The sequence below is a fragment of the Draconibacterium sp. genome (assembly GCF_041583095.1).
Taxonomy (GTDB): domain Bacteria; phylum Bacteroidota; class Bacteroidia; order Bacteroidales; family Prolixibacteraceae; genus Draconibacterium.
Map to the genome: position 1 here is coordinate 1 of NZ_JBFHGM010000110.1, position 15,389 is coordinate 15,389.

The 15,389-nt window shown below is 39.4% G+C and carries 9 protein-coding genes and 2 pseudogenes; 7 read left to right on the forward strand and 4 right to left on the reverse strand.

Annotation, left to right across the window (positions count from 1 at the left end; genetic code table 11):
• The 3 genes and pseudogenes from ABZB17_RS11675 to rplQ form a co-directional block, all read left to right on the forward strand.
• Nucleotides 1-241, forward strand: a pseudogene (locus tag ABZB17_RS11675) (30S ribosomal protein S4); the annotation flags it as partial.
• Between the two features lie 19 nt (nt 242-260).
• The gene (locus tag ABZB17_RS11680) at nt 261-1,253 is read left to right on the forward strand and encodes a DNA-directed RNA polymerase subunit alpha (RefSeq protein ID WP_319229347.1); all 993 of its coding nucleotides are present in this window, start codon (nt 261-263) and stop codon (nt 1,251-1,253) included.
• A 6-nt stretch (nt 1,254-1,259) separates the two neighbouring features.
• Nucleotides 1,260-1,610: pseudogene (rplQ, locus tag ABZB17_RS11685) on the forward strand (50S ribosomal protein L17); the annotation flags it as partial.
• 340 nt (nt 1,611-1,950) lie between these two features.
• Here the strand turns inward: rplQ and ABZB17_RS11690 are convergent.
• Together ABZB17_RS11690 and ABZB17_RS11695 are read right to left on the reverse strand one after the other, a co-directional pair.
• On the reverse strand, nt 1,951-4,050 hold the full coding sequence (locus ABZB17_RS11690) for a histidine kinase (RefSeq protein WP_372650433.1): 2,100 nt from the start codon (nt 4,048-4,050) through the stop codon (nt 1,951-1,953).
• A 63-nt stretch (nt 4,051-4,113) separates the two neighbouring features.
• Nucleotides 4,114-4,836 (reverse strand): LytR/AlgR family response regulator transcription factor, encoded by a 723-nt coding sequence (locus tag ABZB17_RS11695; RefSeq protein WP_372650434.1) that lies wholly within the window; start codon nt 4,834-4,836, stop codon nt 4,114-4,116.
• Nucleotides 4,837-5,457: 621 nt separating this feature from the next.
• Between ABZB17_RS11695 and ABZB17_RS11700 the strand changes: the two genes are divergently transcribed.
• The 3 genes from ABZB17_RS11700 (at nt 5,458) to ABZB17_RS11710 (ending at nt 9,698) form a co-directional block, all read left to right on the forward strand.
• Entirely contained in the window at nt 5,458-6,060 is a 603-nt protein-coding gene (locus ABZB17_RS11700) for a hypothetical protein (protein WP_372650435.1), read from the forward strand.
• Nucleotides 6,061-6,384: 324 nt separating this feature from the next.
• The gene (locus ABZB17_RS11705; RefSeq protein ID WP_372650437.1) at nt 6,385-8,787 is read left to right on the forward strand and encodes a hypothetical protein; all 2,403 of its coding nucleotides are present in this window, start codon (nt 6,385-6,387) and stop codon (nt 8,785-8,787) included.
• 92 nt (nt 8,788-8,879) lie between these two features.
• Nucleotides 8,880-9,698 (forward strand): BT1926 family outer membrane beta-barrel protein, encoded by an 819-nt coding sequence (locus ABZB17_RS11710; protein ID WP_372650438.1) that lies wholly within the window; start codon nt 8,880-8,882, stop codon nt 9,696-9,698.
• Between the two features lie 198 nt (nt 9,699-9,896).
• Here the strand turns inward: ABZB17_RS11710 and ABZB17_RS11715 are convergent, their stop codons facing one another.
• Nucleotides 9,897-12,455: an ATP-binding protein gene (locus tag ABZB17_RS11715; RefSeq protein WP_372650440.1), complete on the reverse strand. Its 2,559-nt coding sequence runs from the start codon at nt 12,453-12,455 to the stop codon at nt 9,897-9,899.
• 180 nt (nt 12,456-12,635) lie between these two features.
• Complete coding sequence (locus ABZB17_RS11720) at nt 12,636-14,873, reverse strand: GH92 family glycosyl hydrolase (RefSeq protein ID WP_372650442.1); 2,238 nt, start codon at nt 14,871-14,873, stop codon at nt 12,636-12,638.
• A gap of 82 nt (nt 14,874-14,955) precedes the next feature.
• Between ABZB17_RS11720 and ABZB17_RS11725 the strand changes: the two genes are divergently transcribed.
• On the forward strand, nt 14,956-15,389 hold a 434-nt coding region (locus ABZB17_RS11725; RefSeq protein WP_372650444.1), incomplete at its 3' end, for a glycosyl hydrolase family 18 protein.

The window sequence follows — 15,389 nt, forward strand, 5'->3', positions numbered from 1 at the left end:
CGGAAAATTAGTAAATATTCCATCGTACACGGTTAAATCTGGCGACGTTATTGGTGTTCGCGAGAAATCAAAATCGCTGGAAGAAATTACTGGCTCATTGCAATCGCGCAGAAGCTCACAGTACGAATGGTTGGAATGGGATGGCGCACAAATGGCCGGAAAATTCCTGAACCGTCCGGAACGTGAAGAAATTCCAGAAAACATCAAAGAGCAACTAATCGTAGAGTTGTATTCAAAATAATAAAATTACTTAGAATATTATGGCAATATTAGCATTCCAAAAGCCTGACAAGGTAATAATGTTAGAATCCGATGACAAGTTCGGACAATTCGAGTTTCGTCCCCTGGAACCGGGATACGGTATTACAATTGGTAATGCACTTCGTCGTATTCTGTTATCGTCGTTGGAAGGCTATGCAATTACAACTGTTAAAATTGAAGGTGTTGACCATGAGTTTTCTACGATTAAAGGAGTTATTGAAGATGTAACTGATATTATCCTTAATCTGAAGCAAGTTCGTTTTAAAAACGAGGTGGAAGATTTTGACAGCGAAAAAGTATCTATCTCAATCAGCGGCCAGGAAGAATTTACTGCCGGCGACATTAATAAATTTATGACCGGTTTCAGAGTACTGAATCCCGAGATGGTAATTTGCCGAATGGAACCCGACGTAAAAATTCAAATGGAATTGCAAATCAGCAAAGGACGTGGTTACGTTCCTGCTGTTGAAAACAAACCCGTTGAAGAAGAATTTGGTGTAATTCCGATTGACTCGATCTATACGCCAATTAAAAAGGTAAAATTCGCGGTTGAAAACTATCGTGTTGAGCAAAAAACTGACTACGAAAAATTAGTTCTGGACATTGCTACCGATGGTTCTGTTCACCCAAAAGATGCATTAAAAGAAGCAGCTAAAATTCTTATCTATCACTTCATGCTGTTCTCAGACGAAAAGATCACGCTTGATACGGATGAGAAATTTGCAAACGAAGAGTTTGATGAAGAAGTACTGCACATGCGTCAGTTGTTGAAAACGAAACTGGTTGATATGGATCTTTCAGTTCGTGCTTTGAATTGTTTGAAAGCAGCGGATGTAGATACATTAGGAGATCTGGTTACCTACAACAGAAACGACCTGCTGAAATTCAGAAACTTTGGTAAAAAATCGTTAACCGAATTGGATGACCTTTTAGATAACATGGGACTGAATTTTGGAATGGATATTTCCAAGTATAAACTTGATAAGGAGTAAAAGGCAATGAGACATAATAAGAAATTTAATCACTTAGGCCGTAAAGCACCACATCGTAAAGCGATGTTGGCAAACATGGCAAGTTCACTTATCGCGCATAAGAGAATTTCAACTACTGTTGCAAAAGCGAAAGCATTGCGTATGTACGTTGAGCCGCTTATTACAAAGGCAAAAGAAGATACTACACACTCTCGCAGGGTAGTTTTTAGCTACCTGCAAGACAAAGATGCTGTATCGGAATTGTTCCGCGAAGTAGCTGTTAAAGTTGCTGACCGTCCGGGAGGATACACTCGTATTCTGAAAACCGGTAACCGTTTAGGCGACAACGCCGATATGTGTATCATCGAGTTGGTTGACTTCAACGAAGCTATGTTGGCTGCAAAAGAAGAAGCTGCTGCACCTAAAAAACATCGTTCGCGTCGTGGTGGTGCTAAAAAAGCTGAAACTACTGCACCAGTTGCAGAGGCTGAAGTTGTTGAAGAAGTTAAAACTGAAGAAGCTCCGGCTACTGAAGCAAAAGCTGAAGAAACAACTGAAGAGCCTAAAGCTGACGAGTCAGCTGATGAAGCAAAGAAAGAAGACTAATAATTTTCTTTACCATATTGAAAAGCCGATCCGTCAACTGACGGATCGGCTTTTTCATTAAAAAAAACTCAAAACATTATCTTTCTGATTGGTATCTTGACCAGATGACAGTCTATATCTCCAGCCGATTTCTATAGTCAGGTAATGTGATTCTTAATTTTATAACAGTACCGGTTGGTTCAATATTCTCAATGGAAAAATCAATTTTATATCCATGGTATTTTTCAAATAACTGGTAGAACTCATTCATAATATTAACCCCATTTCCTGAGTTGGTTTTATATACGGAAGCTGCTTTTCGTCCCATGCCATTATCTTCTATAGTGATTGATATACCATGAGAAACAGATTCAATGCTGATTCTAAGACGACCACCATCCTTAGTGTTGCGAAATCCATGTTTTATGGCGTTCTCAACATAGGTATGGATACACATTTTAGGCACCTGAAAATCAAGATTCACATCCGGGGCTATCTCAAATACTGCTTTAAAGCGATCTTTAAAACGATGTTCTTGAACACTCACGTAGTCCTTAGTAAATTGAATCTCATTTTTCAAAGAGCGTTTCACCTCTTTAGCATCATTCATCATCCTCTGTATCATACGCGAATTAAGTGATAAAAAGTCGTACGCTTCATCAGATTTATTTTCGTTAATCATCAAAGCCACAGAATTCAACACATTAAACAAAAAATGTGGATTCAATTGGTTTTTCACCGAATTAAACTGAAGCTCAGTTAATTGTTTTTCGGTATTACATTTTTGTTCAATAATTGTTTTTTGAAAATAAAACATTAGTCTTATCAGACCCGAAACGGAAATGAAAAGAAATATATAAATCAAGTATAGAAGGAAATACATTTCATTTTTGGAATATTCTAGAAAGATAAATCCACCAACGGTAGTGATTACATGTTTAGTTATTTTTCCATTTTCATAAAACGGGTAGATTTTTAAACCATATTTTAATAAAAAGGGAAATTCAAATTCAACTTTATCCTTGGTTTCCTCATCATAGATTATAGCCTGGTATTTCATATTCCAGAAAAGTAACTCTGACGATCCGTCTCCACTAAAATCATAGGGGATTGGAATACCAAGAAGAGAATTTTCTTTTCCTGGATTGAGATCGGCTGGTAATGGGTTTATACCTTTATCTAAACGGATTCGACTAATGTCTTTAATTATTAGATACGGTATTTTATTAATAATATTTAGATCGATTTGTAGATTCTCTGGATTAGATATGTTTTTCCACTTCTTTTCTGCTATTAATTGACCTTCATAATCTAGCATCATAAGTCGCAGTGGCAAAGTACTGTTGGAACGACAATAATAACAGGCGAAGAAAGTAGAATCATTAGTATTCGGAATACACTTGATTGAAGAATACCTGCCTTGCATTGGAATAGGATCAAATAAAGGTTTTAGGTTATAGTCCAGAACGGTTATATAACTGCATGTGTCAGACAATTTATTCAAATCGATTGAATTATCAGGAGCGGACGTTGAACATAGTATTTCAGGAGTACCATCATTGAACAAATCGACAAAATTTATATCTGTAACTAACATGTGATCTGTGGGGGAGGCTGATATTTTTAAAGATGGGAATTCAATCTTGAAAACCCCACGGGGATACAACCCAAATCCGGCGTCGAAAACAAAAAACAGTTCATTAGTACCGTCATTATTAAAGTCTCCGAAGTTAAGGAACTCTGAAGCGTATGCGTAGTTGTCTCTCTTACGCTCAAAGGTGTTGAAATAGTGATGATCGATAGATAACTCGAATGAGTGTAAATTGATAGCATTAAAAAAGATTGAATCATTCAGGACAGAAAAATATAATAGTTCTTTTATCCCATCTTCGTTAATGTCATATATCTCAGGAACCAAGGTGTAATTCCAATCTGAACCTTCGTAATGGTAATGATCTAACAAATTGCCATTATTATCGTATGAAACCAGATCTATCGACTCTGCATCCATAGCCTTAAAACACCTGATTCTTTCGCTATTCCCGTCACCGTCAAAGTCATCAATAAACCATAATACATCCTCTGTTGTGTACTTTTCAAAAGGATCAACCTTTACGTTAAACCTTTTTATAGGTTCATCCCAACTAAAATAAACCAAAAGGGTTACCAGTATTCCCACTAGAGCGGATTGCAGATGTGGATTGGAAACTATGGTTTTTATTCTGGCTTTCACAATGGGTTGAATGGTGGATTCTCGATATGGGTTAGTTGAGATGAATATGGCTAACAAATTCTGTTAACTTAACTCATGTTTTAAGTCTTTCATTTTAATACTTACTTCCAATTGATATTCTTCTTGGTTGTTTGAAATAATACAGTATCGTTTACAAAAATTCATAAACAATAGATAGTTTTTGTTTATGATATGTTTGCGGCTTATGCGTACAAATTCAGTTTCTGGTATTTGTTTGTGTAATTTGCCAAGGTTTACGCTCGTTAATAGTTTCTTGCCATCTTTTAATATCAAGTTGGTGTAATTACTGTCGGCTTCCAGGAACAATATCTGTTCTGTGTCAATATAATGGTGCCCCTCGGCAGTCTTTAATAAAACTTTTGAATTGGTTTCGGCGGTTAATTTCTGTTTCTCGCCGTTAATTGCATTTATAATTTTATAAACCACCCGTCGTAATTCTGCTTTCGAAACAGGTTTATAAATATAATCGAATGCGTTGTTATGTAAAGCCTCCAGTGCATAATGCTTAAAAGCGGTAACAAATATTACTTTAGTGTTTGGCGAATACTTGTTTACCTCTTGCAAAAACTCTATGCCGGTTATTTCCGGCATGTCAATATCCAAAAAAATTACCTGTGGCTGCTGTATAATTACCGCATCAAGTGCATGCAGTGCATTGGTAAATACTTCTTTTATCTGTATAACAGAATACTCTTTTAATAAATTCTTTAGTAAATGTCCGGCATCGGGTTCATCATCGATTATAAAAATTTCGAGGTAAGGCATTAGTCACAAAATTTGATTGGGTTTTTATTTTTTAGCTTTTGTTTTACGCAATATAGTAAATCCATTTTTGAATAAAGCACAGTTCGTTGAAGAAAATGTAGTCGTTAATAATAAAAATAACGGTATCGGTAAATAGAGCATATGTAATCTTAATGAAAGCTGTAAGCTTGCTGTGTGCCTTGTAAGTCGTTGGTTGTTAAATATTATTGGTTTAATAATAAAAACCAGCGGTTTAATAAATCAGAAACTTTCTTAAACCATCTTAAATGTTGACTCGCTACTTTTACGATAATCATTTAATAAAAATCGTCAACACTTGTATCAAATATCACATACCAATTATATACTGTTAAGAACGGCTGCCTTTTTATTTAGTGACTTTTGTTTTGCAAATGGAAACGGACAACAACTAAATCATGAATATCAGCTGTTGAAATACATCAATCGTTTATTAGTCAGAATCAATTGGCTGATAACAGATACTAATCAGTTACCCAATGGTGCCATTTTATCATTAAAAGGAAAGAAATAAGTATTGAGAAAGCGCATAATTAATAGATGATATGAAAAAACGAAATCAATAACCTGAAATAAATTATAACAACCAAAAACAATAAAATTATGGCACGACACACCGATTACATTCCGAGCGACAAATTTGAGCTCGATGGGTGGGCAAAACAGTTTGCAACAACCCTTACCAACAATGTCGGCTCTTATGGTATTACCCAGGAACTGGCCGATAATATAAATGTGGCTGCACAAGCTTACTCGGCCGACCTGGTTACCGAACGGCAGTTAATCGACCAAAAAAAACAGCAGGTAAGTAAAACCCGCAACCACCGTAAACAACTTGTTAACCTTTGCCGCACCATGGCGCAGTTTATAAAAAGTAATCCGGGCTATACCGAACAAACCGGCAAAGAGTTTGATATTACCGGCACCGAGGTTAACCATAATACCGACAAGGCAACCCCCATATTAAAAGCCCAAAAAACAGCCCAGGGCTGGGAAATTACTTTCGGACTGCGAGGTTATTTTGACGGCGTAAATATTTACCGCAAACGCCCCGGCGAAGAAAGCTTCTCGTACCTCGCCACCGACACCCGCAGCCCATACATCGATAGTCAACCCATGGAAAACGGCACTCAATATTATGCCTGTTTTATCCTCGGCGATACTGAAGTGGGATTGCAAAGCGATATTGTTGTTATAGAGGTGTAAACCAACCGAATAGTTGCAAAAGAAGCAATGGACGAATATGGTTTACGACGAAGAATTAAAAAAGATGTATCAATACAATTTATCTATTCGACTCAATGTCTAAAACTTAATAAATCAAAACGATATCATTTCCGTCCGATTCCTGGAAGTGCATTCGGTAGCTGTTGGTTAACAGCTGATCACGAATAAAATTAACTGAAGTAATGTACAAAAGTGTTGTAGGATGAAATGATAGAGCGCTGATTAGATAGAGCAACGGGATAGCTCACTTCGTTGAGCAAAAATGAATTTTTTAATATTTAATAATCTTAACAAATCATGAAGATGAAAAATTATTTTGGTTACAAGTTACTAACAGTAATTATGGTTGTTAGTGTAGTATTAAGCTCATGTGTCGACGACGAAGTTGCACCTGAAGTAAGTGCACTTCGACAAGCACAAGTAGATATGCTAAACAGCAAAACAGCTATGCAGGATTTAGAAAATGCCGCACAAGCTATTTTGAACGATTTTACTGAGGCAATGAATGCCCTGAAACTGCAATCGGAAGAAAACAAGATTGCGCAACAAGAAATGGCTCTTACACATCAGGAGGCTTTAAATGCACTGGCAATTTTAAGGGTTACTGAACAAGATGCCTATACTGCGGCAATGAATGCTTTAAACCTTCAGGACAGGGAAGCCGATTTGGCATACAATGAAGCTATGCGTGCGTTGGCTTTGCTTAGCCAGGAACAGCAAGCTAGCTACGACGCTGCAATAGACTCAATCAATGTTGCAAGAATGGAACTGCAATTGGAAGAAGATCTGGCTTGGTTTGAGGTGCAGACAAAAGAATACGAGATGCAGCTGATTCAGGCTGAATTAGATTTGGAAAAGGCTTTGGCCGATATGGCAAAATATGTGGCAACCAGTGGCCTTGAGAATGCCGGCGAATACATGGATAAATACGGGTGGGCTATGACTGATTATTATATGCTGGCTCAGCAAGTTGTTGGTAAACAAACCGATATTGCCAAAATGGAGTTAATGTTAGGGGAAAATCCAGATGTAACAGGGTATTATGAAGGTATTGCCGAAATGTTACAAAAACAAGTAGACGAGCAAACGACTGAACTAACAGCTTTGCAAACTTTACTTAGCGAGTTAACAGCAGTTGCTGCCGATCCAACTACTGCCGAAGCGGCAATTATTAGTGCAAAAGCTAAAATACTAAGCCTTTCAAATGCCAATGCCCAGTTATATGTCGACCGTGAGAAACATTTGCAGGATGTGGTTGAAGTTGCACAAGATGAATTAGATGAAGCATACAATACTATTAATACATACGATTGGGCAAAAAACGACATCGAAAATCGCGAGCAATGGATTGAAAATCTTGAAGAGAATATCGCAAACTATGAAAGTGATATTGAGTATTCTAATGAAAGAATAGCGATTTATGAAGCTCAACTGGTAACACGGGAAGCTATTTTGGCTACTACCACTGAAGAGTACGAAAAACAGGAAGCATTGCGTGAAGAAGCATATGAGGTATTGATGGATGCTCAGGATGCCAGGGATTTAGCATGGAATAATCTTGAATTAGCCGGTATTGCGAACCAGGCACTTTGGAACGATTACACAGAGGCATACAATAAATATTGGGATGCACAGAATGCGTTTTACACAGCAGAAGGTGAATTAAATAATGCGGAGCAGGCTTTAGCCAATGCAAACGACTATTACGAAGCTAATTACACTACTTTTGAGACGGAGCTTGCAACAGCTGAAACAGCTGAAGCAGCTGCACTAACAGCATTAAATGCAGCTCAAGATGCGTTTGATGCTTCGCCTACCAATGCTAACCTAACAGTACTTCAGAATGCCCGTTCAGATTATAATGCGGCTATGAGCACAACAGAAATGTGGCAATCGAATATTGAATGGTTAGACGAATGGTTAAGTGATGCGAAAGAAGCATTGCCCGAGGCAAAAACAGCATTGGCAACAGCAGAAAGTAACCTCGCAGCTGCAACAACAGAAAGAGACGCCGCAAATACAGCCTATTATGAAGTAGGTAATCCTGCCCAACAGGCAGCACAGGAAGCTTATAATAAAGCACAACAGGATTATTCGAATGTCAATAGCGAGTATTCGAACCAGTATTGGTTGACACGCGATGTTGAGGATTTAATGAATTTGGCGCAGCAAGAGGTGGATTGGCGTAACAATAATATTGAGAATTACGAAATTAATATTGAATATTACAATACACGTATTGCCGATTATGAAGAAAGTATTGAAATGTATACTCTTCAAATTGAGGGTTATGAAGCAACTGTAGCTGCATTGCAAACAGCTTATGACGCATTAACTGTGGAAGCAATGTATGCTCTTCAGGAAGCAGTTAGTGAGGCATGGGAAGGTTATGATGATCTCAATGATCAAATAGCTGCCAATCAGCAAATGATTTGGGCACAAGAGGATTTAATATGGGTACTGGAAAATCAGGTTAACAGCATTAATAATCAAATCGAGTATGTTGAGAATCACATTGCAGGCTTGATGGATTACATGGCTCAACAGAAAGAAGCCTTGGCTGATAACGCCATCAATAAAACAGAAGCCATGGCATTACTTGAGTTGGATAAAGAAGAACTGGCTGATCTTATTTCGAAAAGAGATGCAGCATTGGAGTTAGCCAATAAATGGATGGAATTATACGAAGCAGCAATTGCGGAATAATCCTTCTTTAGGGGTGTTAGCGAAAAGTATTGGGGATTCGTCCCCAATACTTAACAACTTTATTTTTAATATCGATCCTAAAGAAAGAAAATATGAAAAAATATATATTATACACGTTTGTTCTGTTGGCAAATATTGGCCTTGCGCAGGCACAAGACGTAAAAAGCGAAGTTTCGGGTTTTGCGCCCACCAAGGGTAATTTTACTGCTTCACTATTATTTGGTAAAGGCAATGTGCTCACTGGCGGCCTGGTAAACACAATGCCAGCCGGAACCAATGGCAGTTGGTCGGTACCCGGAGATGCGCCTTATGCAAATATGGTATCAATGGATTACAACAACGCTACCAATATGATTGGAGCAGAGGCAAGGTATTTCCTTACCGACAAAATTGCATTAAAACTAAGTGGTTTGGGTGTTGTTAGAAGTACACCATCGCAGGTAAATATTCCTGCAACCATCGATCCCGATTCGCCCAATGCAGCATGGATTCCGGGATACGATGCCGTGGTGGCCGACGATGAACTTAATTTTAGTATAATTTTAGGTGGCGAATACCATTTTAATACATCAATAGAGCGTTTACAGCCCTATTTGGGAGTGAATGCTGCCTATTATTACGGACGAGAGTCGGTTTACGATCCTACCGTTGAAGATATAGCTGGTGAACCTGTTATTATGGACGTTGGAATAAGAACTGTGGAATTAATTGGCTTGGGTGGCGCTGCCGTTGCCGGAGTTGATTATTACCTTATGGAAGGTTTTTATTTTGGAATGGAAATAAAGCCGGTAAACTACTTGTATGCTTACAATGCTAAAAAACCCGGCCCTGGCCTTGAAATACTTGATGCAAAATCGAATACCTTTTCGTTTTTTACTCAACCATTTTTAAAGCTTGGCTTTAAGTTTTAAAAAATAAAAGTAGATACTTATATAAAAAGACCGTTGCAGATTCACATTTGCAACGGTCTTTTTATATTCTGCAAATCTGAGTTCTACTTCAAATAGAAATAAAGGGCCTCTTTTGGAATTGGATGTGTACAAATGATTGGCTTATTAAGAAGCAGAGATTACCAAACACACCGATGTGGTGAAGAATAATTACCAGTTTTATAAATTATTGTTCGAATTCAAATGTTTACTAATAACCGCAAGCAACTGTTCGCGGGTAAGTGGTTTACCCACAAAATCGTCGCAGCCGGCTTCAAAAGCTTTCACTTTATCATCATCGGAAACATAAGCCGTTTGTGCAATGATCTTAATTCCGGGAGCCACCGTTTTTATTCTTTGTGTAGCCTCGTAGCCACTTATGTCGGGTAGCCCAATATCCATCAGCACCAGAGCGGGCAATGTCGCACAGGCTACATCAACAGCTTCTTCTCCGTATTCGGTGCACCGTAGGTTGAGACCGGTATCGGAAAGTATTTTTTCAATCAGGCGGGTGTTGGCGTGGTTATCTTCCACCAGTAAAATGGTTTCATTATTAAAACGGTATTCTTTCCCGTTAACGGTGGTATTATGTTTTACCGCTTTTGCTTCGGCTTTCTGGTAAGGAATGCTAAAATAAAAGGTGGTTCCTCCGCTTTGCCCATTTGTATGGTTTTCCTGTACCGACTCGAGCGTGATTGTTCCTCCCAGCAGATCCAGCAAACCTTTTACAATCGACAATCCCAATCCGGTGCCGCCGTATTGTTTCTTTTTATCGGTATGCAATTGGGTAAACCGTTCGAAAATGGCTTGCTGTTTTTCGGCCGGAATACCAATTCCTGTATCACGCACATAAAACTGTATGGTGTTGTTATCAGCAACGGAACACCCTCCTTCAATTCTTCCTTCGTTGGTAAATTTAAAGGCATTACTGATCAGGTTAATCAGTATTTGGCGCAGTTTGCCTTTGTCGGTAATAATGGAATCGTGCAGGTTCGTGCAGGTTTTTAAATCAAACTGCACGTGCGATTTGTTGATCTGGCGTTGGTATTCCTGAAAGAAGGTTTTGAGTTCGGTAAACAGCTCGTTTAAACAAAACGATTCTTTAAATAGCGGCAGTTGCCCCGATTCTATTTTGGCAATTTCAAGAATATCATCGATAATACCCAGCAGATTGTTCGAGCTTTGATTAATAATATCGGAGTATTGTATCAGTTGTTCCTTGTTGTTGTACGAATACGGCAGTAACGACGAAAATCCGATAATAGCATTCATGGGGGTGCGTATCTCGTGGCTCATATTCTGTAAAAAGGCGGTTTTCAGACGGTTGTTTTCTTCGGCCTGTTCTTTTGCAACAATTAATGCCCGGGCCGCTTTTTTTCGTTGGGTAATATCGTGTATCACCGAGTGGAAAACGATCTTGTTATCAATTTCAACCCGGCTGCTGAAAACTTCAACATCGCGTATTTCGTTGTTTTTTAAACGGTGCCTGAACTCAAAACGGATACTTCCTTTTTCTTTCAGATTTGTAAATTCTTTTTTGATATTTTCTTCCGAGAGTGTATTGATCTCATTAATGGTCATATTCTGAAGTTCCTCTCTGCTCCAGCCGTAAAAGCGCGTTGCCGATTTGTTGGCATCAACGATTCGCGATGTTTCGGGGTCGATCAATAATTTTATTGCCGAATGATCTTCAAATAACTTCCTGAATTTTTCTTCGCTTCTTTGTAATGTTTTTTCTGCCTCACGCCGTTTAGTTTCTTGTTTTAAAACATTTCTCACTTTTACCAGCGAATAAAAGTAGAATGCCAGGGCAAGCAGTAACAGGAAAAAGGCAATAAAAGAATGATTTCGGAAACGGGTAAGGGCATTAAAAATATCCGCTTCGCGCGATGATATAAGTATGGTCCAGTAAGTATTTCCCAGTGGCGTGCGATAAAAGGTAACATATTGTTCTTCAACAACAGCCTCTCCGTAACTGGTATCAATACTATGATAACTTTTAATAATTCCGCTGCTGTCGCGGGTTATATTTGACATTAGTTGCCCTGCAATTTCGTGGTGCTCTGTGTTATCAATATACGTTCGCCCGGTGTGTTCTTCAACCGAGCAGAAAATTTCAGTTCCATTTTCGCTAAGCAGCCAGGTTTGGCCGGTGCCACGGGTTTTAATATTGCCCAGGTATAGTTCTCCTAATTTATGCATTGGTATAAGGATGGCAAGACTACCTACAAAATCAGATTCATTAAACACCGGGTAATGATACGCAATGCATAAATAGCCCTGAACCGACATAAATACATCGCTGATAACGGGTTGGTGCGTTTTCATAACCTGTTTTACATGCTCCTGGTACGAGATATCGTTGCCAATTACATCCGGTTTTTCGGGGTAGGTAGACAGTATAACACCCGAAGAGTCGATGCGGGTGATGGCTGCCAAAACAGAGCCGTGTGCATTGTAGTAGCTTTGTAATATTTTTTTGCTGTCGTTTGTTCCGCTAATAACATCTTCGAGGTTTGAGAGGAATTTTAAATCGGCTTCCGAGTCGCTAAAAAAAGAGCTGATTCCCATCGAGGCTGTCCGGGCCAGAATCAATTGCTCGTTATTGAATTCATTAATTGTGGTGAGTTTAATATTGCGGTATACTAAAAAGAAAACAATGGAGAATAACGTTAGCAGAATTGGAATAAACAGGTAACGGTGAAACGATTTTATTTTTGTGATTAACGAGTAATTCATGAGCTATGGTTATTTACACACTTCCATTCTGCTATTTGGGTAAAGGGTTGTTTTATAAACGATAAAGCTATATAGAATTATTGTTGTACACAATACCGGGCAAATAAAATTGCAGTAGAGCCTGTACTTCTTGCAAATAATCAAGACGCACCTGTATTATATGTACAACAACAGCGAATGTTACTGCTTAATCTCCAAAACTCCGCCTTGTACCAAGTCAGTGTGGTTAACGAAGAACGACTTTTGCTTTTTCCCGTTTAGCGAAATGTTTTTTATTTTATCGCCTGAGCCCGATTTTTTGATGATAAGTTCCGATCCGGGGTAGAAGTTTTGATCCAGCTGAATCTTCACTTCATCAAAAACTGGTAAGGCAATTGCATAATTCATATCGCCCGGCAAAACGGGGTAAATACCCATCATCGAATACACGATCCACGTCGACATGGTACCCGTGTCGTCATTACCCGGCAGCCCGTCAGGTGCATTTTTAAAGTAGGTGGCCATTAATCGGTTCAGTTCCTTCTGGGCGCGCCACTCTTCACCTTTTATGTAGTTAAAAAGCCAGGGGTAATGAATATCGGGTTCGTTGGCCATATCAAAATGACCGTCGTCGAAAATAGCCTGCAGTTTTTTTATAAATTCCTTTTTGCCGCCGTTTAAGGCGATCATTCCATCCATATCGTGGTGAGCACAGAAGGTATACTGGTAGGCGTTTCCTTCGTGGAATCCCGGACTTGGCTCAAAATTCTCTCCCTGACGCGGATTAAAGTCAGGCATAAATTCACCGTTCTCCAGTTTCGGACGGATGATTCCAAACTCCTTATCGTAATAGTTCTTGTAGCCTCTCGATTGTTGCAGAAAACGTTCGTAATCGTCGTCTTTTCCCAGTTCTTTTGCCAGTTGTGCCAGGTTCCAGTCGGCGATGTAATACTCCAGTGCATGCGACACCGAATTATCGTACTGCGACATTAGCGGCACATAACCATGCGAAATATAATGGTCGATATCCGGGCGGATTTTGTTTTCAGCACCGGAAGTAGTTGCCGATTTGTACATGGCCTCGTAGGCCTTCTCAATATCAAAATCGCGGATGCCACGAAACCAGGTGTCAACAATTACCGGTAATGCCGGGTCTCCTTCCATAACGTGAGTTTCGGTGCTGTTTAGTTCCCAGCGCGGCAGCCAGCCACTTTCGTCGTACATTTCTATCATCGATTGAACCGCATTCAATTGCTGTTGAGGGAAAGCCAGGCTCATAAACGGATGCAAATTGCGGTAAGTATCCCACAGCGAAAATACGGTGTAGCGTTCGCCGTTGGGGTGGGTTTTTATCTCAAACGACTCCATGGCAGGGTATTGTCCGTTTACATCGCTTAAAATATTTGGATGAATTTGAATGTGGTACAAACCGGTGTAGAAAACCGTTTTCTGATCATCGGTTCCGCCTTTTACGGTAATCGTCGACAATGCTTCGTTCCACTTTTCTTCCGCTTGTTTGCGGGTGGCTTCAAAATTAAAATCTTTCGATTCGTAGTTCAAATTCAGTCGCGCATTTTCAATACTTACGTACGAAATACCCACTTCAACCAAAATCTCTTCATTGGCTTTGGTGTTAAAGGTAAACCAGCTTCCAATGCTGTCGCCCGCCATTTCAGCCTTAAAATTTTTGTAGTATTTTATTTTATTGCTGGTTGCCGACCACACTGCTTCCGGTCCCATTTTTGGCATTTTTTTCCACACACCAAATTCTTCTGCCGGTTTGCTAAAACGGGCCACAAAATAAACCGGGCGTTCGGTGCCGTCGTTGTAACAAAAAGTACCTGTCATTCGCCAGCCTTCAATTTCACGGTTGTTTACAATTTTTATTGATGCGCCGCTTTCGTTGGTTAAGCCGTTGCCAAGATCAATTAAAATATTCGATTGCCCCGCCGGAAAGGTAAAACGACTAATACCAGTCCGTTCCGTTGCCGAAACTTCAGTATTGATAGCGTATTTATTCAGATAGGTAGAATAATACCCCGGGTGGGCTACCTGCTTGCTCATTTCCGATCCGTATTCGCGGTGGTCGCCGTTAACATCGCCCGTTGTTGGCATCAACAGAATTACACCCAACTCGGGGCAGCCAACACCGCTTAGGTTTACGTGCGAGTAGCCTGTAAAATATTTATTGTCCCACGAATAGGGTGTCGACCACCAGCCATTGTCCTTGTCGTGTTGGTTTAAGGGCGAATTGCCGCTAACATTAAAAGGCACCACCGATACCATTCCGCGCGGAACTACAGCCCCGGGATTGGTTGTTCCGTAGTTGGTTGTTCCGATAAAAGGATTTACCCAATCAGCCGGAGTTTGTGCCAAATTAGTTTGTGCGCAAAACAAAAGGGCGAATAACTGGAGGGCTATCTTTTTTAGATTATTCATTTTTGTATTGTAGTTTTTAAATATTTTACAAAGTGCAAATATAAACATATCTTTATCCATTATATCAAAAGCGTAAATTATCATGAACAAGTTAATTCCATTTTTAATTGCCTGTATAATTTTTGTTTCCTGTGGTGTACAAAAAGAGGTGAAAGATGAAACCGCAACAGCAGTAAACGTAATGGCCTACTACGTTCCGCGCGAAGGCTACATGCCCGATCAGTTGCCGCTGGAGCAATTAACACATATCATTTTTAGCTTTAGTAAAGTTATTGATGGTAAGATGCAGTTCAGCAACGAGAATGCAGATTCAATTATGAAACAGCTGGTTGCACAAAAGGTAAAGTACCCACAGTTAAAAGTGATGATTGCTTGTGGTGGATGGACTGCCGATGGTTTTTCCGATGCAGTTTTTACCGAAGAAAGCCGGACAAAGTTTATATCCAGCACCGTTGATTTTATTGAGAACTACCAGTTGGATGGGGTAGATATCGACTGGGAATATCCGGGAATTCC